22 protein-coding genes are annotated in these 19,301 nt (G+C 70.7%); 13 read left to right on the top strand and 9 right to left on the bottom strand.

Features of this window, described 5'->3' with window-relative positions:
• The first annotated feature begins 25 nt into the window (after positions 1-25).
• On the top strand, positions 26-856 hold the full coding sequence (locus tag AB0F17_RS00955) for a GAF and ANTAR domain-containing protein (protein ID WP_358014073.1): 831 nt from the start codon (positions 26-28) through the stop codon (positions 854-856).
• Between the two features lie 24 nt (positions 857-880).
• Here AB0F17_RS00955 and AB0F17_RS00950 read toward each other — a convergent pair whose 3' ends face one another.
• From AB0F17_RS00950 to AB0F17_RS00930, 5 genes are all read right to left on the bottom strand, one after another.
• The gene (locus AB0F17_RS00950) at positions 881-2,293 is read right to left on the bottom strand and encodes a WGR domain-containing protein (protein WP_358014070.1); all 1,413 of its coding nucleotides are present in this window, start codon (positions 2,291-2,293) and stop codon (positions 881-883) included.
• A 276-nt stretch (positions 2,294-2,569) separates the two neighbouring features.
• A complete protein-coding gene (locus AB0F17_RS00945) occupies positions 2,570-2,929 on the bottom strand; it encodes an STAS domain-containing protein (RefSeq protein ID WP_358014067.1) in 360 nt (119 codons plus the stop codon).
• 533 nt (positions 2,930-3,462) lie between these two features.
• Positions 3,463-4,047, bottom strand: a complete 585-nt coding sequence (locus AB0F17_RS00940) for a TetR family transcriptional regulator (protein WP_358014064.1) — start codon at positions 4,045-4,047, stop codon at positions 3,463-3,465.
• Between the two features lie 13 nt (positions 4,048-4,060).
• Complete coding sequence (locus AB0F17_RS00935; protein WP_358014061.1) at positions 4,061-5,050, bottom strand: aldo/keto reductase; 990 nt, start codon at positions 5,048-5,050, stop codon at positions 4,061-4,063.
• Between the two features lie 42 nt (positions 5,051-5,092).
• Positions 5,093-5,449, bottom strand: coding sequence for a hypothetical protein (locus tag AB0F17_RS00930; protein WP_358014059.1), 357 nt, complete (start codon positions 5,447-5,449; stop codon positions 5,093-5,095).
• 128 nt (positions 5,450-5,577) lie between these two features.
• Between AB0F17_RS00930 and AB0F17_RS00925 the strand changes: the two genes are divergently transcribed.
• Complete coding sequence (locus tag AB0F17_RS00925) at positions 5,578-6,225, top strand: DedA family protein (protein WP_358014056.1); 648 nt, start codon at positions 5,578-5,580, stop codon at positions 6,223-6,225.
• Here AB0F17_RS00925 and AB0F17_RS00920 read toward each other — a convergent pair.
• Positions 6,169-6,909: a GntR family transcriptional regulator gene (locus tag AB0F17_RS00920; protein ID WP_358014053.1), complete on the bottom strand. Its 741-nt coding sequence runs from the start codon at positions 6,907-6,909 to the stop codon at positions 6,169-6,171. The genes AB0F17_RS00925 and AB0F17_RS00920 overlap by 57 nt on opposite strands.
• Before the next feature lie 161 nt (positions 6,910-7,070).
• On the opposite strand from AB0F17_RS00920, the gene AB0F17_RS00915 reads away from it, so the two are divergent.
• Positions 7,071-7,823, top strand: coding sequence for an HAD family hydrolase (locus tag AB0F17_RS00915; RefSeq protein WP_358014050.1), 753 nt, complete (start codon positions 7,071-7,073; stop codon positions 7,821-7,823).
• Entirely contained in the window at positions 7,814-8,584 is a 771-nt protein-coding gene (locus AB0F17_RS00910) for an inositol monophosphatase family protein (RefSeq protein WP_358014048.1), read from the top strand. The genes AB0F17_RS00915 and AB0F17_RS00910 overlap by 10 nt, the downstream gene beginning before the upstream one ends.
• 12 nt (positions 8,585-8,596) lie before the next feature.
• Here the strand turns inward: AB0F17_RS00910 and AB0F17_RS00905 are convergent, their stop codons facing one another.
• Positions 8,597-9,376, bottom strand: coding sequence for a hypothetical protein (locus AB0F17_RS00905; RefSeq protein ID WP_358014046.1), 780 nt, complete (start codon positions 9,374-9,376; stop codon positions 8,597-8,599).
• Positions 9,377-9,488: 112 nt separating this feature from the next.
• Between AB0F17_RS00905 and AB0F17_RS00900 the strand changes: the two genes are divergently transcribed.
• Positions 9,489-10,319: a helix-turn-helix transcriptional regulator gene (locus AB0F17_RS00900; protein WP_358014044.1), complete on the top strand. Its 831-nt coding sequence runs from the start codon at positions 9,489-9,491 to the stop codon at positions 10,317-10,319.
• 48 nt (positions 10,320-10,367) lie between these two features.
• Entirely contained in the window at positions 10,368-11,165 is a 798-nt protein-coding gene (locus AB0F17_RS00895) for an SAM-dependent methyltransferase (protein ID WP_358014042.1), read from the top strand.
• Between the two features lie 12 nt (positions 11,166-11,177).
• Here the strand turns inward: AB0F17_RS00895 and AB0F17_RS00890 are convergent, their stop codons facing one another.
• Positions 11,178-11,831, bottom strand: coding sequence for a GntR family transcriptional regulator (locus AB0F17_RS00890; RefSeq protein WP_358014040.1), 654 nt, complete (start codon positions 11,829-11,831; stop codon positions 11,178-11,180).
• 68 nt (positions 11,832-11,899) lie between these two features.
• On the opposite strand from AB0F17_RS00890, the gene AB0F17_RS00885 reads away from it, so the two are divergent.
• Genes AB0F17_RS00885 through AB0F17_RS00870 form a run of 4 tightly spaced genes read left to right on the top strand, consistent with a single transcriptional unit; the run spans position 11,900 to position 15,543 of the window.
• Positions 11,900-13,087 carry a CoA transferase gene (locus tag AB0F17_RS00885; RefSeq protein ID WP_358015641.1) on the top strand — a complete coding sequence of 396 codons (1,188 nt, stop codon included), beginning with the start codon at positions 11,900-11,902 and terminating at the stop codon, positions 13,085-13,087.
• Positions 13,084-13,905 carry a CoA ester lyase gene (locus AB0F17_RS00880; RefSeq protein ID WP_358014038.1) on the top strand — a complete coding sequence of 274 codons (822 nt, stop codon included), beginning with the start codon at positions 13,084-13,086 and terminating at the stop codon, positions 13,903-13,905. Before AB0F17_RS00885 ends, AB0F17_RS00880 begins: the two co-directional genes overlap by 4 nt.
• A 46-nt stretch (positions 13,906-13,951) precedes the next feature.
• Positions 13,952-15,289 (top strand): TRAP transporter large permease subunit, encoded by a 1,338-nt coding sequence (locus AB0F17_RS00875; RefSeq protein ID WP_358014036.1) that lies wholly within the window; start codon positions 13,952-13,954, stop codon positions 15,287-15,289.
• Positions 15,290-15,306: 17 nt separating this feature from the next.
• Complete coding sequence (locus AB0F17_RS00870) at positions 15,307-15,543, top strand: hypothetical protein (protein WP_358014035.1); 237 nt, start codon at positions 15,307-15,309, stop codon at positions 15,541-15,543.
• Here the strand turns inward: AB0F17_RS00870 and AB0F17_RS00865 are convergent.
• On the bottom strand, positions 15,540-16,181 hold the full coding sequence (locus AB0F17_RS00865) for a TetR/AcrR family transcriptional regulator (protein WP_358014033.1): 642 nt from the start codon (positions 16,179-16,181) through the stop codon (positions 15,540-15,542). The two genes, AB0F17_RS00870 and AB0F17_RS00865, sit on opposite strands and share 4 nt — an antisense overlap.
• Positions 16,182-16,323: 142 nt before the next feature.
• On the opposite strand from AB0F17_RS00865, the gene AB0F17_RS00860 reads away from it, so the two are divergent.
• The 3 genes from AB0F17_RS00860 to AB0F17_RS00850 are packed head-to-tail and all read left to right on the top strand — an operon-like array spanning position 16,324 to position 19,099.
• Positions 16,324-17,307: a sugar ABC transporter substrate-binding protein gene (locus AB0F17_RS00860; protein WP_358014031.1), complete on the top strand. Its 984-nt coding sequence runs from the start codon at positions 16,324-16,326 to the stop codon at positions 17,305-17,307.
• A complete protein-coding gene (locus AB0F17_RS00855; protein WP_358014029.1) occupies positions 17,304-18,347 on the top strand; it encodes an ABC transporter permease in 1,044 nt (347 codons plus the stop codon). Before AB0F17_RS00860 ends, AB0F17_RS00855 begins: the two co-directional genes overlap by 4 nt.
• Positions 18,344-19,099, top strand: coding sequence for an ATP-binding cassette domain-containing protein (locus AB0F17_RS00850; RefSeq protein ID WP_358014027.1), 756 nt, complete (start codon positions 18,344-18,346; stop codon positions 19,097-19,099). The genes AB0F17_RS00855 and AB0F17_RS00850 overlap by 4 nt, the downstream gene beginning before the upstream one ends.
• Positions 19,100-19,301: the final 202 nt, after the last annotated feature.

Genomic DNA, 19,301 nt, shown 5'->3' with positions numbered 1-19,301 from the left:
GCCGGGCTTGGCGTATCCTGCGGCTGTGGCAACCGAGCCGGCGCAGCCGCGTTCCGCGATGGCGGAAACGGAGCCCGCTCAGCCGCGTCTCTCGGCCGCTGACACGGTGCCGCCGAGGGGGGTCGCGAAGGCGTTCGTCGCGCTGGCCGACACGCTGGTCACCGGGTTCGACGTGGTCGACTTCATGCACCTGCTCGCCGAACGCTGCGTGGAACTCCTGGGAGTGGACGCCGCCGGGCTGCTGGTGACCGACCAGCGGGGGGAACTGCGGCTGATGGCCGCCTCCAGCGAGCAGGCCCGCTTACTGGAGCTGTTCCAGCTGCGGTACGCGCGGGCACCCTGCCTCGACTGCTTCGGCACCGGCGAGGTCGTGCACTGCTCCGACATGTACGGTCCCACGGCGCGGCGGAGCTGGCCGCGCTTCGCCCAGCAGGCCCGCGGTCGCGGCTTCGGCGCGGTGAGCGCGCTGCCCCTGCGACTGCGCGACGAAGTGATCGGCGCCCTCGACCTGTTCCGTGAAACCCCGGGCGACCTGCCCGCCGAGACCCTCGCGCTGGGACAGGCGCTGGCGGACATGGCCACCATCGGGCTGCTGCACGAGCGGGCCGTGCGCGGCGGGCAGTTGCTGACCGGGCAGCTGCGGACCGCGCTCAGCAGCCGCGTCATCATCGAGCAGGCCAAAGGGGTGCTGGCCGAGCGGCACGGCTGGGCGATGGACGAGGCGTTCACCCGGCTGCGCGGCTACGCCCGCGACCACAACCGGCGGCTGGCGGAGGTGGCCCAGGAGGTCGTCTCGTACGGAGCCGACCTCGACGACCCGACCTCGGGGCGCTCCGACTCGCGTCCGCGCCGCTAGCCGCCGCCGAGCCGTGGCGGCGGGTCACAGGAGGCGCTTGATCTCCCCGTACGCACGGTAGAAGCCGCCCCGCCCGGCAGGGCGCACCCCGTCGACGAGGTAGCGGGCGCCCGCCTCCCGGATGTCCTTGGGGAACTGCACGTTCCATCCCTCGTACCCCGGGCTGATCACGCGTACGCGCAGCCGCTCGCCCTCCTGCTCGCACTCCACGACCACGCCATCGCCGACGTGCGTGGTCGTCTCCACCACGACCGACGGCTCCACCACCGCCAGCGACGCCGCCGCCTTGACGTCCACCGGCTGAGGGACGGTGCCCTGCCGGGCCGCGGCGATCGCCGACTCACTGGCGTCGATGCAGGCCAGCGAGCCGTCGGTGGTGACGATGTAGAGGCGGTCGTCGAGGAACTGCATGGAGAAGGCCGACCCGCAGCCGGTGCCGAGCTTCCACAGCCGCTCGCCGGAGGTGTCGAAACAGTAGATGGAGGAATGGCTGTCGCCGGCGAACACGTGGCGGCCGCCCGGAGACGTGGCGCATGAGTAGACGGGGGCGTCGCACCGGTAGACGGCCTCGACGCGGCCGTCGCCCTTGGCCAGACGATGTACGGTGTGGCGGGCCGTGCCCGCGTACACGGAGTGGGCCTCCTGCCAGCCGAACAGGACGCCGTCGGCCGCCCGGTTCTCCCACACGAGCGCGCCGTCGGAGATGTCGTAGCGGGCGACGCCGCCGGAGTGGCCCCGGTAGACGGCCTCGTCGTCGCACCTGACCATCCAGGCCGAATCGCCGCCGCCTGGACGCGCCCACTGGAACTCGTCCTCGTAGTCGATCGCGGTGACCCGGCCGGCCCGGTCGGACACGCCGAGGACGCCGTCGTGGACGTCCAACCAGTAGATGTCGACGTCGGCCGCGATCTCGTACGCGGCCCGCGGCACCTTGCCGCTCAGGTCGTACACGCGGCCGTCGTCGCAGCCGGCGTAGATCCAGAAGTCATCGGCGACGATGCACTTGACGCCGTCCGGAAGCCGGAAGCGGCCCGTCACGGTGCCGGAGTGGGCGACGGTGTAGACGTCGCCGCGCTGGTTGCCGACCCAGCAGCGCTGCTCGTCCACGAAGATGCCGAACGCCGCGGCACCGCTGTTGAACCGCCACAACACGGGCGCCTGCCGGGCGGTCGAGCGGGTGCTCGCGATCACCCTGCGGGTGATCGCCCGGCGCTGGCGCACACCGCGCACGGCCGGCGCGTACCCCTTGCGGGTCTTCTCGCCGATCTTCTTGGCCGCGGCCGCCTGGGCCTTCGCCACGGAGGGGAACGCCGCGACCTTCGTCTGACCGCTCTCGCCGATGCGCCCGTAGGTGATGGTCACCTCGGTGCCGGCCACGGTCACCTCGTAGAACTTGTGTGCTCCGCTGCCGTCCTCCGACAGCTCCAGGTACGTCATGTCCGCGGTCTCCAGGTGCCGAGCTTGATCAACTGCCCGGGACACTAGAGTACGGGAGCGACAAAGTCGTGTTTTTGCTGCTCATGGGGCTGATGGGCGCTTTGTGGGGGCATGAGGTCACCCGTGAAGTGATGGTCAAGCCATGGGCCCGGGAGCCGGCGCTCGGGTACCGGAGCGGGATGATTTCCGGCTTGCCGCCGCCGACCCCCTGTCGGTCGCCCGCCGGGATGAATGCGGCATAGTGGATGATTTGCCGCCGATGTTCTTCGGCCCGCCCTAAACGGCGTTGTAGGTTCCGGGGGACTGGGGGCGTATGGGGAAGTGCCTGGCGAGTCCGGTGATCAGGAGCAGCCGTTTGACCTGCGGCGAGATCCCGGACAGGAGGAACGGTGTCGCATTGCGCCGTGCGTGATCGTTGATGCTCACCAGGGCGCCCAAACCGGCCGCGTCGATGAACGACAGCCCGCTCAGCTCCATGACGACCTCGTCGATCTTCCGGTGCCCGTGGTATGTCTCCCGCAGGATGTCGAGCAGGTGGTCACGTAGTACCGAGGTGGTGGCGATGTCCAGCTCCCCGGAGACGTGCACGATAACTGTCGCCCCCTGACGCCTTGTCGTCAGGTGCAGTGGCTCCATGGGCTCGGCTCCCCTGTTGTGTTCCCACACTGGAACATCTGCCGACTGTGGGAGCCGTCTTCCCATGAGGACCCTCGCGAGTCCGGGGACATGCCCGGCCGCCACATTCGACACCTGACGTGGCGCGGGGTCCGGACGTCACGAGGAATCGCAAATGCGATTTGTACCAGATGTATGGATTCATTACTCTGTGTAACTATGCGCTTCCAGAACGAAGTGTACAAGTCCATAACTGCTCGCACGGCAAGAGCCGTGATAACAGCCGGAAATGATGGCCTCAGTTCCGTAACCACGCTGACCTGCGTCGTTGGCGCGGCGGGAAAATTTCGCAAATCAACCCATTTGCCCCATCGGGCGTCTGGGCGGCTCTCCATAGGGGCGTATCTGGGTGGTCGGTCGGCTGCTGGATGCGGAGGGCTGGCCAGCTCTTGGATGTGGAGCGCTTTCGGGATCGCCCCGGACTGCCGCTGAGCGGAGGAGGTTGTCCGGCTGTGCCAGATGGGCGCGCTCGGGTGGTTTGTCGGCTGGTGGTGTCAGCGCGGGCTGAGGCCCAGCCAGATGAGGGTGCACAGCGTGTCGAAGGCGTCCTCGATGCCCGGCTGGTCCCAGTCGGCCACGTGCACGGGGTCGTGGAAGCGGATCGTGGCGTCGAACACCGCTCTGGCCGTCGCGGCCGGGTCCGAGGTGACGAGTTCGCCCTTGGCCAGGCCGGTGGTGATGATCTGCTGGAGCTGGCCCACGAGGTCCTCGACGTGCCGCTCGATCACCTGGCTCGCCTCGCCCACCAGCACCGTGTACGTCGCGAACAGCTCCGGGTCGTCGAGCGCCTTCTTGCGCTTGGCGGCGAACAGCGCCGACAGCCACGCGCGGAGCCGTACATCGGCTGGACCGTCCGCGGCCATGACGGCGGTGAGCAGGGTGTGCGACTCCTCCAGCCACCGCTGCGTGACCGCCTCCCGCAGCGCGGCCTTGCTGGGAAAGTGCCGGTACACGCTGCCGTGACTGACCCCGAGTGCCCTGGCGACGTCGACGACCGTGGCCTTGGCGGGGCCGTAGCGGCGTAGGACGTCCTGAGCCGCGGTGAGGATCTGGTCGGGCGTCAGGATGCCATCTGTCATATATCCAATTCTGTCAGTGCTCGCTGTCCAGGTGGGCCATCTGCGGAGCCGCGTAGCGTTCGCCGGCGGCGGCGCCGGCGGGGATGGCGGCCTGGACGCGGGTCAGGTCCTCGGCCGTGAGTGTCACGTCGAGGGCGCCCAGGGCTTCGGCGAGGCGGTCTCGGCGGCGGGCCCCGACGAGTGGCACGATGTCGCTGCCCTGCGCGTGGACCCAGCCGATGGCCAGTTGCGCGACCGTCGCACCCTTGGCCTCGGCCAGGTCGCGGAGGGCTTCGACGAGCGTGAGGTTGTGCGCCAGGTTGTCGCCGGAGAAGCGGGGGCTGAGGGCGCGGAAGTCGTTGCCGGCCAGCGCGCGGTCCTTCGACCAGTGGCCGCTCAGCAGCCCGCGTGACAGCACGCCGTACGCGGTGATGCCGATGCCCAGCTCGCGGCAGGTGGGCAGGATCTCGGCCTCGATGCCCCTGGACAGCAGGGAGTACTCGATCTGGAGGTCGCTGACGGGGTGGACGGCGTGCGCGCGCCTGATCGTCTCGGCGCCCACCTCTGACAGGCCGATGTGGCGGACGTGGCCCTTGGCGACCTCCTCGGCGATGGCGCCGACGGTCTCCTCGATGGGGACGTTCGGGTCGACTCTGGCGGGGCGGTACACATCGATGTGGTCGGTGCCGAGGCGGCGCAGGGTGTAGGCGAGCGCGGTCCTGACGGCGACCGGGCGGGCGTCGTAGCCGAGCCAGTTGCCGTCGTAGTCGCGCTGGGCGCCGAACTTGACGCTGATCCGCACGGAGTCGCGGTCACGGTCTTTCAGCGCCTGCCGGATGAGCAGCTCGTTGTGGCCCATCCCGTAGAAGTCGCCGGTGTCGAGGAGGGTGATGCCGGCATCGAGGGCGGCATGGACGGTGGCGATGGACTCGCTCTCGTCGGCCGGGCCGTAGAGGTCGGACATGCCCATGCAACCGAGGCCGAGATCGGACACCTGCGGTCCGTTGTTTCCCAGAGTTCTCATGCTGACAACTATGGCATTACAGATGACAGATTTCAATATCTGTCATTCGCTCTGCCTTCCCCTGGGTCCCGACCGCGCCGGCGGTCCGATCGCCGGCCGCTTGCAGGCGCCGATCACGTGGGCCCACAAGATCTCGTCGGCCGGGCCGAGCGGCCTGTCCTCCCAGGGGCGCGAGCAGTAGGTCCACTCGTGCGTGTTGTCCACTCTCTCGACCATCACCAGGCCCCTGCGATGCTCGCAGTGGTGGTAGGAGGCGACGTTGCCGCTGGTGTGGTAGTCGGACGGCGCGCACTCGCGCGCGGCGGCGTGGGCCGCTCCCTCCAGGGCCGTGCCGGTCGAGAGCGCGAGCGTGGCACCGGTCACGATGGCCGCCACGGCAGGTATCGGCTTTCTCATCATCTTCCGTCCTTTCGGCCTAAGGCGCGTGGGCGCCTTCATATTGGCACGATAGGGATACTCTCTGTGACGGAGTCGCCGCGGTTCGCCGATGGCGTTCGCCGGGCCGCGCGCCGAGCTAGGGTTGCCGAGTGCACATCGACGAACTGCTGCAGGCCATTCCGCCCGTGTGGCTCTGCGCTCTGGTCGGCCTGGTGATCGGGATCGAGAGTCTCGGCATCCCGCTGCCGGGCGAGATCGTGCTGGTCAGTGCGGCGCTCCTGGCTGCCAAGGGGGTCGTCAGCCCGGTGTGGGTGGGCGTCTGCGCGAGCACGGGGGCGATCGTCGGCGACTCCATCGGGTACGCCATCGGGCGCAGGGGCGGCAGGCCGCTGTTCGAGCGGCTCGGGCGCCGATTCCCCAAGCACTTCGGGCCCCGCCACATCGGTAAGGCCGAGCACTACTTCGACCGGTTCGGGGTGTGGGCCGTGTTCGTCGGGCGGTTCATCGCGTTGCTGCGCATTCTGGCCGGTCCGCTGGCGGGGGCGTTGCGCATGCCGTACTGGAGGTTCCTGGTCGCGAACGTGCTCGGCGGGATCGTCTGGGCGGGCGGCACCACCGCGGTGATCTTCTATCTCGGTGTGGTCGCCGAGAAGTGGCTGAAGGGGTTCTCGTGGGTGGGGCTGGTGGCGGCGGTGCTGTGCGGCATCGCCACCACCTGGTTCATCAAGCGGCGGGCCGCCTCAGCGCTCGATGAGGGTGACCTCGAGGGAGTAGAGCGTGGCCCGGTAGACGTGTGAGCCGTGCTCGACGGCCCTGCCCTGGTCGTCGTAGGTGGTGCGGAGCATGGTGAGGAGCGGTGCGCCGCGCCGTTCGTCCAGCAGCTTGGCCTCGGCCTGGGTGGCCGCGCGGGCGCCGATGCGCTGGTTGGCGACCCGCATCCGCACGCCCGCGCCGCGCAGCAGCTCGTACAGGCCGCGCCCCTCCAGGTCGGCCGCCGTGAGCTGGGCCAGGCCCAGCGGCAGCCAGTTGTGGAGCAAGGCCAGTGGCTCGCCGGCGGCGAAGCGGAGTCGTTCGACGTAGAGCACCTCGGTGCCGGGTTCGGCGCCGAGGACGGCGGCGACCTCCTCGGGCACCGGCCGGGGCTCCAGGGCCAGGACCTGGGTCGCCGGTTCCTGGCCCGCGCGGCGCAGGTCGTCGTAGAGGCTGGTGAGCTCGACCGAGCGCTTGACCTGGCCGTGCACCACCTGGGTGCCGACGCCGCGCTTGCGGACCAGCAGGCCCTTGTCCACCAGATACTGGATGGCCTGGCGGATGGTGGGCCTCGACAGGCCCAGCTTGTCGGCGAGCAGGATCTCGTTGTCCAACCGGGAACCGGGCGCCAGGTCGCCTCGCCGGATCGCCTCGGCGATCTGCTCAGCCACCTGGAAGTAGAGCGGCACGGGGCTGGAGCGGTCCAGGTCGATCGCCAGGTTCGCGGTCATGCTGATCAGATTAGCCGAGGTCAGAATGTCCTGACAATTATCACCAGCAAGAAATATGACATCATGTCTTGACATAATGGTGCTGGCTCGCCGCCCGCGCTCCTTCGTCCGGAGGGCGGGCCACCGCGCCGACGGCGTCCGTAGGGGAGGGTGGGCATCCGATGAGGGCCCTGCTGCTGGACTTCGGCGGTGTGCTCGTCGAGGGCGTCAGGCGCCCGTCGTGGGCCGCCGAGCTGGCCGAGGAGGTGCACCGGCGATTGATCGGCGCCGGGTGTCCCGAGCTGGGCGTGGCCGAGGCGGAGATCGACATCAGGGCGGGCGCGGCGGCCGACACGTGCTGGAAGGACGCCATGTCCAGGCCGCGAGCGCCCAGGGAGCTGACGCACCGCGAGTTCTGGGCCGACTTCGTCGCCGCCGACTGGCCCGAGGCCGCCCGTGCCGTGGTGGCGGCCGAGGCCACCGCCCTGTGCAAGCGGATGGGCGAGCTGCGCCAGGACTGCGCGCTGCGCCCCGGCATCCCCGAGTTGCTGGCCGCCTGCCGGGCCAGGCAGGTGCCGGTGGCGGTGGTGAGCAACGCCCGGTGCGGGGCGGTGCACCGTGACTTCCTGGCCGCCCAGGGCGTCGAGGTGGCCCAGCAGGTCTACAGCGACGAGGCCGGCGTCAGGAAGCCGAACCCGGAGATGATCTGGATCGCCACCCGCGCCCTCGGCGTCGATCCGGCCGACGTCTGGTACGTCGGCGACAACCTCGACAGGGACGTCGTCTGCGGCCGGCGCGCGGGAGTGGGCATGACCGTGCTGATGACCTCGAAGAGCACCGCCCACATCCCGTACCGGGTACGACAACGCCCGGCGGCCGTCGTGGACGACGCCTTCGCCCTGATGGACAAGCTGTTGGAGGAGACATGGACGTGACACGGTTGCTCGGCACCGCCTCGGAGGCGGCCAGGGCGGTCGGACCGAGGCTGCGCGAGGCGTTCAGGTCGCGGCCCCCGGTCGCCACCAAGCGTGACTTCCACGATCCGGTCACCGAGCACGACCGGGCCGCGGAGGAGACGATCCGCGCCGTCATCACCGCCCATTGGCCCGGCAGCGCGATCGTGGGCGAGGAGGGCGGCGTCACCGGCTCCGGCGAGCTGCGCTGGTATGTCGACCCGATCGACGGCACCGCCAACTTCGCCGCCGGCCTGCCGTTCTTCTGCGTCTCCATCGCCGCCGCGGTGGACGGCGAACTGGTGGCGGGCGTCGTCTACGACCCGGTGCGCGAGGACGAGTTCACCGCCTCGACGGAGGGCGCCTGGTGCAACGGCACCCCGATCCGCAGCAAGGGGGCGGCGACCGACCGGGAGGCGATGCTGCTGTCCAGCTATCCCACGCCGCTGGACCTGGCCGCCGACGGCGAGCAGGCGCTGCGCCGCTACGGCCGCTTCCTGGAGTCGTTCGCCGCGGTGCGCCGGCCGGGCAGCGCCGCGCTCAAGCTCGCGCACGTCGCGGCCGGGTGGGCGGACGCCGCGTACGGCACGCACTCCAGCCCTTGGGACGTGGCGGCGGGTGCTCTGCTGGTACGCCAGGCGGGCGGCGTCTACATCGGTGACCCGCTGGAGAAGGGTGACTATCTGGCCTGCGTCGGCGGCTTCGACCTGCGCGGCTCCGTCCTCGCCGAAGTGGCGCCCTGATCGGGCCGATGCTCACTCGCCGGCCTCGGCCAGGATGCGGGCGGCGGTCTCGCGGGGTGGGTAGCCGAGTGTCAGGCCGCGTACCGACAGCGGCGCCCGCCAGAACGACGCCTCGGCGTCCTCGTTCAGGACATAACGTAAGGCGGGGGAGCCCGAGCGGTGCGCGCTCAGCGCCTGCACCTGCGGCTCGGCCAGCTCGGCGGGCAGCGCGTTGCGGTAGTCGGCGATCAGCGCGTCCACGTCGAACAGGTGCGCGTAGGTCTCCACTGTCCCCGCCACGACGCGGATCAGGCCGGCGGCGGCCTGATCGCGGGAGGCGAGCGTCTCGGCCCGGTAGACCAGCCCGGTGCCGCCGCTCTTGCCGAACCAGCGCAGTGCCTCCCCGGCCGGGAGCGTGAACGCCCCGTACGGTTTGCGGCCGTACAGCAGGGCCCCGGCGATCCACCGGTCGCACCACAAGTCGTCGAGGTAGGGGGCCGGCGTCTTGGGGTCGGCCCGCAGCCCCTGGGCCAGGACCGGGTTCCAGGCCGAGACCAGCGGGCTGCTGAAGCGCGGCATGCTCGGGCCCTGCCAGCGGGTCAGCGCGTAGCCGTACCAGATCGCGACGACCTCCACCTGGCGGCCGGGCCGCAGCCGCTCGTAGGTGCCGTTCATGACCTGCCCGCCGTCGGGGTGACGCCAGGGGCCGGGAGTGAGGCGGCCACCCGTGGGGACCGGAGGCGTCCGGTAGTCGGGGTGCAACGTGAACGTGTCGGCCACGGTGTCCAGAGCCTTCCGGATCGGCGCATGCATTCAGGGGGAGATCGCCTAGGGTGGCTATCGTGCATCAGCCGTCGGGTACTTGCAACAGGCCAGGCAGAGGCGAAACTTTTCGCCAGCGGCGCGGACGGCTCGCCGTATGCATATGAGGCTCGTGGCCGAGCGGCTGCGCTGCCTGCGCGGGGCGCGCGGGCTGTCGATGAAGGCCGCCGCCGACGCGGCCGGGCTGAACACCTCCACGATCTATCGCATTGAACACGGCCTCGTCGCGCCGCGCGAATCGACCGTGCGTCTCCTGCTGGCCCGGTACGGCGAGCAGGCGCACGAGCGGCCGCTGCTGTCGCTGCTGCGCGGTGAGCGCCCGCCCGGCTGGTTCGACGCGCCGCAGGTGCCGCTGTGGCTGACCGGCTTCCTCGCGCTGGAGGACCAGGCGCAGGTCATCTACACCTACGGCCCGCAGTACGTCCCGGCGCTGCTGCAGACCCGCGCCTACACCGAGGCCGCGGTCCGCGCCGCCCACCACCCCGGCGCCACCCCCGAGCAGGTCAACGGCGGCGCCGACCTCATCATGCGCCGGCAGGAGCTGCTCGAGCGGCCCGGCGGCCCGCACCTGTGGGCGGTGCTCGACCGCAAGGCGCTCGTCGACCCGCCGCTGACGCGGTCCTCCGACCGGCTGGCGCAACTGGACGCGCTGGTCTCGGCCGCCAAGCGGCCCAACATCGCCGTGCAGATCGCCCGGCCCAGCGCCGACACCGGCTACCTCTACCACGGCGCGCCGTTCACCCTGCTGCGCTTCCCCGAGCGGGACAGGCCCGACGTGCTGGTGCTGCACCTGCTGCACGGGCCGGCTCTCGTCGAGGACCGGCGGCAGGCGGAGGACTACCAGCAGGCGTTCGCCCGGCTGTCGCTGTCGGCCTTCCGCGTGGACGACACCTTCGACGTGCTCGACACGGTCCGCGGGACGCTCGCCGGCTGAGAGGATAAGTCACCTCAAGACGGACGAGTCACTCTCGACGGAGGCGACGTGGAGACCGACGGCGACAGCCCGGTCGCGTCCTTGGCGGCGGTCAGCACGGCCCGGATGTACGACGCCGCCCAGGGCGGCAAGCAGAACTTCGCCGCCGACCGTGCGGCGCTGCGCGCGGCGCGGCGGATCAGCGAGGACGCGGGCAACGCGCTCGTCGCGCACCACCAGCACGTGGGCCGGGTGGTCCGCCACCTGGCCAAGGCGGGCGCCGAGCAGTATGTGCTGGTCGGCACCGGGTTGCCCGGCCAGGGCCATGCCCACGAGGTCATCCACGAGATCTACCCGATGGCCCGGGTGGTCTACGCCGAGCGCGACCCGTACATGCTGGCCTACGCCGAGGCGATCATCGGCCGCGGCACCGACCGGGTCAGGATCGTCGGCTGCGACCTGCCGCATCCGGCCGACCTGCTCGACGACCCGGTGGTGCGGACGTTCGTGGACTGGGAGCGGCCGGTGGTGGTGGGCGTGCTGTCCATGCACGAGATCCCGGCCGACGACACCGCCCAGCTCGCCAGGCTGCGCGAGGCCATGGTCCCCGGCAGTCACCTGTGGCTGACCGTGATCAGCCTCGACGGCTACGACGACGCGGTACGCCGGGCGGTGGCGGTCAGTCATCGCGAGCTCGGCCTGGTCATGCACCTGCGTACCCGTGAGCAGGCGCTGGCCCTGTTCGACGGCCTCGAACTGCTGGATCCCGGGCTGGTCTGGGTGCCGCAGTGGCGTCCCGACGGCACCGAGGTCGAGATCGCTCCGGCGCGTACGGGCTGGCTGGGGGGCGTGGCCAGGATCAGGTGAGCGCCACGCCCGTCAGTGCCCCTTGCGATAGTCGCCGGCCTGGCGGACATGCTCGATCATGATGCGCTCGGCCGCGACGCCGTCGGCGCCGTCGAGCGCGGCCAGGATGCCCTCGTGCGCGTCGAGCTGCATCCTGACCTGCTCGGCGTCGAGCCATAGTGACGCCTCGGCGGGCACGGGGAGGCTGTCGCGCACCGCCCTGGCGTGCTGACCGAGGAAGGCCGGGCCGCCGATGTCGGCGATGCGCAGGTGGAAGAGCCTGCTCTGCTCGCCCAGCCGGTCGTTCCTGCCCTCCTCGGCGTCGCGGGCCATCGAGGTGTGCAGCTCGCGCAGCCCGGTCAGGTCGGCGGTGGTGATCCTGGCGGCGGCCAGGCGGGCGCCCAGGCCCTCGACGACCGCGCGCAGGCCGTAGTACTCCTCCAGCGCGTCGTCGCCCAGGTCGACCACGGTCGCGCCGTGATGGGCCTCGTAGCTGATCAGCCGGTCCTTCTCCAGCCTGCGCAGTGCTTCGCGGACCGGTGTGACCGATACGCCCAGCCTGCGGGCCACCGCTCCGGCGCGCAGGGCGGTGCCGCCCGGGATCCTGGCCGTGCGGATCTCGTCGAGCAGCACGCTGTAGACGTATTCGGCCTTGCTCATGGGCGGCCGCGGCTCGCTGGTCGGCATGTCCCTCAGTGTCCCGCAATCCAGGACGACGGTTGACCTATGAGATATTTCTTATAAGTTACATGTCCATGACGCCCCTCGCCGACCTGCGGGTCATCGACGCCGCGACGTTGTTCGCCGGGCCATCCGCCGCGATGATGCTCGGCGACTTCGGCGCCGACGTGATCAAGATCGAGCATCCCCGCCGCGGTGACCCGTCACGCGGCCACGGCGCCTCGGTCGACGGGGTGGGCCTGTGGTGGAAGACGCTGTCGCGCAACAAGCGCGCCGCCGCCGTCGACCTGTCGCGCGCCGAAGGGCAGGAGATCCTGCGCCGCCTGGTCGAGCGCTCCGACGTCCTGGTCGAGAACTTCCGCCCCGGCACCCTGGAACGCTGGGGCCTGGCCCCCGGCGACCTCATGGACATCAACCCGCGCCTGATCGTGGCGCGGATGACCGGCTTCGGGCAGTTCGGCCCGATGGCCAAGCAGCCCGGCTTCGGCACGCTGGCCGAGGCGATGAGCGGGTTCGCGGCCATGACCGGCCAGCCGGACGGCCCGCCCACGCTGCCGCCGCTGGCCCTGGCCGACGGCATCGCCGGGCTGGCCATGTCCTACGCCGTCATGGTCGCCCTGCGCGCCCGCGAGCAGAGCGGGCGCGGCCAGGTCATCGACATGGCCATCATCGAGCCGATCCTGGGCCTGCTCGGGCCGCAGATGAGCGCGTTCAAGGCGCTCGGCGTCGTGCCCCAGCGCACCGGCAACCGCTCCAGCAGCAACGCCCCGCGCAACACCTACCGCACCCGCGACGGCCGCTGGCTGGCCATCTCCACCAGCGCCCAGCCCATCGCCGAGCGTGTGGTCACCCTGGTCGGCCGGCCCGACCTGGTCGAGCAGCCCTGGTTCGCCAGCGGCCACGGCCGGGTCCAGCACGTCGACGAACTCGACGAGGCCGTCGCCTCCTGGATCGCCGAACGCGACGCCGAAGAGGTCATCGCCCGCTTCGAGGAGGTCCAGGCGGCCATCGCCCCCATCTACGACGTCTCCGACATCGCCAAGGACCCGCAGTACGCGGCTCTGGACACCTTCATCGAGGTGCCGGACGAGGAGCTGGGCGCGGTCACCATGCAGAACGTGCTGTTCCGCCTGTCCGATACGCCCGGCGCGGTCGCCTGGCCGGGCCGGCGCCTCGGCCGCGACACCGACCAGGTGCTCGGCGAGCTCGCCTACGGGCCCGAGGAGATCGCCCGGCTGCGCGAGGACGGGGTGATCGCATGAGCATCCCCGTCACCTGGCTGTACGTCCCCGGCGACCGGCCGGAGCGTTTCGACAAGGCCGCCGCCTCCGGGGCCGACGTGGTCATCATCGACCTGGAGGACGCCGTCGTGCCCGCCCGCAAGGACGAGGCCAGGGCCAACGCCGCCGCCTACCTGGCGCGCCGTACCGGATCCGCCGCGGTGCACGTCCGGATCAACGACCTGGCGAGCGGGCGGGGCCGGGACGACCTCGACGCGCTCGGCGGCCTGCCGGGGCTCGACGCGGTCCGGCTGCCCAAGGTCGACTCGACCCGGGTCCTGGACGGGCTGTCGGTCAAGGCGTACGCGCTGCTGGAGTCGGCGGCCGGGATCGTCGCCGCCCACGCCATCGCCGCCCACCCGGGCGTGGCGGGCGTCGCGCTCGGTGAGCAGGACCTGGCGGCCGAGCTGTCGATCACCGACGAGACGGCCATGAACCATCTGCGGCTCCAGGTGGTCCTGGCCGCCGCGGCCGCGGGCCTGCCGCCTGTTCCCATGTCGGTCTATCCCGATGTCAAGGACGAGACGGGCCTGGCGGCCTCCTGCCGGGCCGGTCGCGCGCTCGGCCTGTTCGGCAGGACCGCCATCCATCCGCGTCAGATCCCGGTGATCAGGCGGGCGTTCAGCCCCACGCGGGAGGAGACGGACCGGGCCACCGAGATCGTCCAGGCCGCCGAGGAGGCCGAGCGGGCCGGGACGGGTGCTGTCGCGCTGCCCGACGGACGCTTCGTCGACGCGCCGATCGTCGCCAGGGCCCGCCGTACCCTCGCGCTCGCCGAGCGCCTCGCGCCCGAGGACTGACCTCGCAGTTCTCTCATTTTTTTCCGGAACAGGAGGCTATTTCGCCATGGGCAGCGCCGTCTGGGCACTCCTCGCCTACATCGCCATCATCGTCGTCTGGAACGGCGTGCTGAAACGCAACATCGGTGAGGCGATGCTCATCGGGTTCCTCGGGGTGTGCCTGTTCGGTGGCACCGGATTCTTCGGCCTGGCCTGGGCGGGCATCTCCGACGCGCTGGCCGAGGAGGTCGTGTTCGCCGCCCTGGCCTTCGTGTTCATGGGCTACCTGCTCACGAAGCTGGGGTTGATCCAGGAGCAGGTGACGGTGCTCAACTCGATCTTCGGGCGGCTGCGCGGCGGCGCCGGATACGTCTCCACCTCGGCCGCGGCGCTGCTCGGCGGGCCCGCGGGCTCCGGGTCCGGCATCGCCGCCTCGGTGGGGTCGGTGACGATCCCGTGGATGACCAGGTCCAACTGGCGGCCCGACCTGGCCGCCGCGCTGGTGGCGGGCAACGCCGGGCTGGGCATCTCGATCCCGCCGAGCTCGTCGATGTTCCTGCTACTCGGCTCGGCCGCCGTGGCGCCCGTGCTGACGGCCGACCAGCTCTTCGTGCCCGCGCTCGTCGGCGGGCTGTGGACCGTGCTCTACCGCTTCGTCGTCGTGTTCGTCTGGGTGCGGCGCCACCGCATCGAGGCCACCGACGCCGCCGACCTGATCCCGCTGCGGGCCGCCCTGCGCGCCGGGTGGGCGTCGCTGCTGGTGTACGCGGGCATCGCCGTGCCGGTGGTCCTGACGCTCGACTTCGGCGTCACATGGATGGAGTCGCGTGTCGGCGAGGCCGCGGACGACATCAGCATCGTCGTCTGGATCCCCGTGCTGACCGTCCTGGCCACGCTGGCCGTCGCCTGGAAGCGGCTGCCGCGCACCGGGCGCGCCTGGAGTGAGCTGCTCGGCGACATGGCCCCGCGCTACGCGGTGATCGGCGCGACGCTGTTCTTCGCCTTCGCGGCCGCGGCCAGCCTGGGCGAGCTCGGCCTGGTCGACCAGCTCACCGCCATCATGAAGGAGCTGGACGCGCCGCCGGTCGTCATCGCCACGCTGGTCGGGCTGCTGATCGTGATCATCGCGGCGCCGCTGACCGGGACCGCGACGATCGCCGCCGTCGGCGGAGTGGCCTTCAGCGCGCTGACGGCGGCCGGAGTCGCGCCGGCCGCCGCGGCCACCGCCATCATGATCTTCGCCTCCACCGAGGGCGCCTCGCCTCCCGGCGCGGCTCCGATCTACATCGCCAGCGGCATCGCCGGCATCGACCCGGCCAGGATCTTCGGCCGGCTCATCCTCTGGTTCGTCGTCCCGGTCCTGGCCCTCGGCGTGCTGGTGGCGACCGGCGTGCTGCCGATCTGATCGAAAGGAACCTCGCAGTGGACACCCTCAAGCGCGCGACGATGACCCTTTTCAAGATCGGGCTGGTCGTGTTCCTGGCCCTCGGCATCGCGGTGGTGCTGGCCCAGGCCGCCGGCCTGGTCGCCGGTGACCCGGGGCTGGTCTCCGGCGCCGTGTCGAGCCTCGGTACGGCGATGACCGTGGCGGCCGGGCTCACCGGGCTGCTCGGCTTCGTGATGTCGTACCTGTTCCACTGGAAGGCGGGGGAGGACTAAGCCGAGCCGGGCGCCCAGCGGGCCCGCAGTTCGGCGTCCTCCGGCGGCGGGCCGGGCAGCGGCCGCTTGTCCGCCGGCAGCCGCAGCGAGTCGAGCACCAGCGCCAGGTAGCGGTGCCGGAGCTGCTCGGTGCGCCCGTGGTCACCCAGCTTGACCGAGGCGAGCTGTTCGAACAGCAGCGCCACGTCGGACACCGTGATGTCCTGCCGGAGCACCCCCGCCCCGGACGCCTTGCCGTGCACCTGGATCGCCAGGTCGCTGGCCCGCGTGGCGGCCTGGTAGAGCTCCTCCGTCGGCTGGAACGTCCCGGCCAGCGCGATCGTGAGCGAGTGGGTGTCGGCGTCGACGATCTCCCGCATGTAGGTGGCGAAGGCGCCCCACGGGTCGCCCTGGTCGGCCATCGCCTTCTCCGCGGCGGCGATGTACAACGTCAGCCCGTCGAAGCAGAGCTTCTGCAACAGGGCCTCCTTGCTGGGATAGCGCCGGTAGAGGGCGCTGATCCCGACGCCCGCCCGCTCGGCCACGGAGGCTATCGGGGCCCCCGGATCGGCGGTGAACACCGCCTGTGCCGCCTGGAGGATCAACTCGTCGTTGCGGGCGGCCTGTGCCTTGCGGCCGCTCATCGGTACAGAGGTCATGCGCCCAGCATACGGGAACGGATAATTCCGTTCTACCAATCAGCGGGGAGTGACCTTGATCAGACCATTAGTCCGCATGTCTATACAAAGAGATGACATTGAGGTACAACCAGGGCGAGCCCGTTGGTCTTGGAGGTGTCGGATGAGACGAATCCCGATCGTGGTGGCGTTACTGGGCGCTCTGACGTTGAGCGGCTGCTCCTCGGCGCAGCAACCCGGCGCGCAGAGCAGTGCCCCCGCCGCCGGATCCGCGCCCGCCGCGGCGAGCGGCGGCACCTTCGCCGTCATCACCCACGCCGGACCCGGAGACTCCTTCTGGGACGTGGTCAAGAACGGCGCCGAGGCGGCCGGCAAGCAGTACGCCGTGAAGGTCACCTACCAGGGCGACGGCGACCCGGCCAAGCAGTCGCAGCTCATCGACCAGGCGGTGTCGGAGAAGGTCGACGGTCTCGTGGTCTCCATGGCCAACCCCGACGCGCTCAAGGAGTCCATCGGCAAGGCCGTCGCCGCCAAGATCCCCGTCGTGACGATCAACTCCGGCGGCGACTCCTCCAAGGCGTTCGGCGCCATCACCCATGTCGGTCAGTCCGAGGAGGTGGCCGGGCGCGGCGCGGGCGAGCAGCTCAAGGCCGCCGGTGTCACCAAACTGCTGTGCGTCATCCACGAGGCCGGCAACGTCGGCCTCGACCAGCGGTGCAAGGGCGCCGAGGCCACGCTCGGCGGCACGGTCGAGCGGCTGCAGGTCGACGTGAGCAACCTGGCGGACGTGACCTCCAAGGTCACCGCCAAGCTCCAGTCCGACAAGCAGCTCAACGGCGTGCTCACGCTCAACCCGGCGGTCGCCGTCGCCGCCCGCGACGCCATCAAGGACGCCGGGGCGCAGACCAAACTGGGCACGTTCGACCTGTCGGGCGACGTGGTGAGCGCGATCAAGGACGGGGACATCCTGTTCGCGGTGGACCAGCAGCAGTATCTGCAGGGCTACCTGCCGATCGTCTTCCTCTACCTGTACAAGAACAACCTCAACACCGTCGGCGGCGGCCTGCCGGTCAACACCGGCCCCGGCTTCGTGACCAAGGACAACGCCGAGCAGGTGGCCAAACTGGCCGAAGCCGGCACCCGGTGACCGTCGCCCCCACCGTCCCCTCCGACGAACGGATCGGCAAGGTCGGCCTGGCACGCCGCCTGCTGATCCGTCCGGAACTGGGCGCGGTCGTCGGCCTGATCGCGGTGTTCGTGTTCTTCGCCGCCCAGTCACCGGTGTTCCGCTCACCCGCCGGCATCGCGAACTGGCTCGACCCGGCCGCGACACTCGGCATCATGGCCGTCGCGATCGCGCTGCTGATGATCGGCGGCGAGTTCGACCTGTCGGCCGGCGTGCTGACCGGCACGACCGGGCTCATCCTGGTCACGCTCGCCACCCGCTACGGCTTCGACGTGTGGACGGCCATGCTCGCCGGGCTGGTCGTCGCGCTGCTCATCGGACTCGCCAACGGGCTGATCGTCACCAGGACCCGGCTGCCCAGCTTCATCGTGACGCTCGGCACGTTCCTCATGCTGCAGGGCATCAACCTGGGCGTCACCAAGGCGCTGACCGGCACCGTGCAGGTCAGCGGCCTGCGCAGGGCCGCGGGCTACGAGAGCGCCCGGACGATCTTCGCGGGCACCATCGAGATCGGCGGCACCTCTTTCCGCGTGGCGATCCTGTGGTGGGTGTTGGTCACCGCCGCGGCGACCTGGGTGCTCATGCGTTCCAGGGCGGGTAACTGGATCTTCGCGGTCGGCGGCAACGAGCAGGCCGCCCGCGCGGTCGGCGTGCCCGCCGCCCGTACCAAGATCGCGCTGTTCATGACGACCGCGGTCGCCGCCTGGCTGGTCGGCTCGATCCTGGCCCTGCGGTACACCTCCGTGCAGGCCAACATCGGCATCGGGCAGGAGTTCATCTACATCATCGCGGCCGTGATCGGCGGGTGCCTGCTCACGGGCGGGTACGGCTCGGCGATCGGCGCCGCCATCGGCGCGGTGATCTTCGGCATGGCCGACAAGGGCATCGTCTTCCTGGGCTGGGACGCCGACTGGTTCAAGTTCTTCCTCGGCGCGATGCTCCTGCTGGCCACACTGGCCAACCGCCTGGTGCGGCGGTACGCCGAGGAGGTGAAGCATTGATCATCCAGACGCGCGACATCGGCAAGGCCTTCGGCTCGGTGCTCGCGCTGCGCGAGGTGTCGATGAGCGTCGAGGCGGGCAAGGTCACCTGCGTCCTGGGTGACAACGGCGCCGGCAAGTCGACGCTCATCAAGATCCTCGCCGGGGTGCACCAGCACGACACCGGGTCCTTCCTCGTCGACGGCGCCGAGGTGCGCTTCGGCAGCCCGAGAGAGGCGCTGGATCGCGGCATCGCCACCGTCTACCAGGACCTGGCGATGATCCCCCTGATGTCGGTCTGGCGAAACTTCTTCCTCGGCTCCGAACCCCGCAAGGGCCTGGCCTTCGACGTGGCCACCGCCCGCCGGGTGGCCCGCGAGGAACTCCAGGCCATGGGCATCGACATCCGCGACGTCGACCAGCCCGTCGGCACGCTGTCCGGCGGCGAGCGGCAGTCGGTGGCGATCGCCAGGGCCGTCCACTTCGGCGCCCGGGTGCTCATCCTCGACGAGCCCACCTCGGCGCTGGGCGTCAAGCAGGCGGGCGTCGTCCTGCGCTACATCGCCAGGGCCCGCGATCGGGGGCTCGGCGTGGTGTTCATCACGCACAATCCGCACCATGCCTATCCGGTGGGGGATCGGTTCCTGCTGCTCAACCGGGGGACGAGCCTGGGCGAATTCGGCAAGGGCGACATCACCCGGGAGGAGCTGACCGGGTTGATGGCGGGAGGAGCGGAGCTGGAGCAGCTGTCGCATGAGCTGGACCAGGAGTGATCCTGGAGGCCACGCCCGCGGTGAGATTCGGCCTCGCTGTAATACGGCGGTAATCCGGACCCGGTCCGTGTTCTGCTGGGCGGCAATCAGGCGTCCAGCGTTTTGCTATCGCGAACGATTGTGATGCGTCTGCGGCTGAGCCGGCCGCGCCTCCCGGGGGGTTCTGGGCGGGCCGGCATGCCGCACATCTCATCCATCGCAG

Origin of the sequence: Nonomuraea sp. NPDC026600 (assembly GCF_040638335.1) — a bacterium.
Lineage (GTDB): Bacteria > Actinomycetota > Actinomycetes > Streptosporangiales > Streptosporangiaceae > Nonomuraea.
This window is presented reverse-complemented; position numbering and strand designations above follow the sequence as displayed.

What these genes read in the sequence shown, in the direction of transcription:
- AB0F17_RS00935 (WP_358014061.1), bottom strand. Translation starts at nt 5,050, where the DNA reads ATGAGAACTCTGGGAAACAACGGACCGCAGGTGTCCGATCTCGGCCTC.
- AB0F17_RS00950 (WP_358014070.1), bottom strand. Translation starts at nt 2,293, where the DNA reads ATGACGTACCTGGAGCTGTCGGAGGACGGCAGCGGAGCACACAAGTTC.
- AB0F17_RS00885 (WP_358015641.1), top strand. Translation starts at nt 11,900, where the DNA reads ATGACGCCCCTCGCCGACCTGCGGGTCATCGACGCCGCGACGTTGTTC.
- AB0F17_RS00890 (WP_358014040.1), bottom strand. Translation starts at nt 11,831, where the DNA reads ATGCCGACCAGCGAGCCGCGGCCGCCCATGAGCAAGGCCGAATACGTC.
- AB0F17_RS00930 (WP_358014059.1), bottom strand. Translation starts at nt 5,449, where the DNA reads ATGATGAGAAAGCCGATACCTGCCGTGGCGGCCATCGTGACCGGTGCC.
- AB0F17_RS00865 (WP_358014033.1), bottom strand. Translation starts at nt 16,181, where the DNA reads ATGACCTCTGTACCGATGAGCGGCCGCAAGGCACAGGCCGCCCGCAAC.
- AB0F17_RS00860 (WP_358014031.1), top strand. Translation starts at nt 16,324, where the DNA reads ATGAGACGAATCCCGATCGTGGTGGCGTTACTGGGCGCTCTGACGTTG.
- AB0F17_RS00875 (WP_358014036.1), top strand. Translation starts at nt 13,952, where the DNA reads ATGGGCAGCGCCGTCTGGGCACTCCTCGCCTACATCGCCATCATCGTC.
- AB0F17_RS00900 (WP_358014044.1), top strand. Translation starts at nt 9,489, where the DNA reads ATGAGGCTCGTGGCCGAGCGGCTGCGCTGCCTGCGCGGGGCGCGCGGG.
- AB0F17_RS00945 (WP_358014067.1), bottom strand. Translation starts at nt 2,929, where the DNA reads ATGGAGCCACTGCACCTGACGACAAGGCGTCAGGGGGCGACAGTTATC.
- AB0F17_RS00880 (WP_358014038.1), top strand. Translation starts at nt 13,084, where the DNA reads ATGAGCATCCCCGTCACCTGGCTGTACGTCCCCGGCGACCGGCCGGAG.
- AB0F17_RS00940 (WP_358014064.1), bottom strand. Translation starts at nt 4,047, where the DNA reads ATGACAGATGGCATCCTGACGCCCGACCAGATCCTCACCGCGGCTCAG.
- AB0F17_RS00915 (WP_358014050.1), top strand. Translation starts at nt 7,071, where the DNA reads ATGAGGGCCCTGCTGCTGGACTTCGGCGGTGTGCTCGTCGAGGGCGTC.
- AB0F17_RS00905 (WP_358014046.1), bottom strand. Translation starts at nt 9,376, where the DNA reads ATGCATGCGCCGATCCGGAAGGCTCTGGACACCGTGGCCGACACGTTC.
- AB0F17_RS00910 (WP_358014048.1), top strand. Translation starts at nt 7,814, where the DNA reads ATGGACGTGACACGGTTGCTCGGCACCGCCTCGGAGGCGGCCAGGGCG.
- AB0F17_RS00920 (WP_358014053.1), bottom strand. Translation starts at nt 6,909, where the DNA reads ATGACCGCGAACCTGGCGATCGACCTGGACCGCTCCAGCCCCGTGCCG.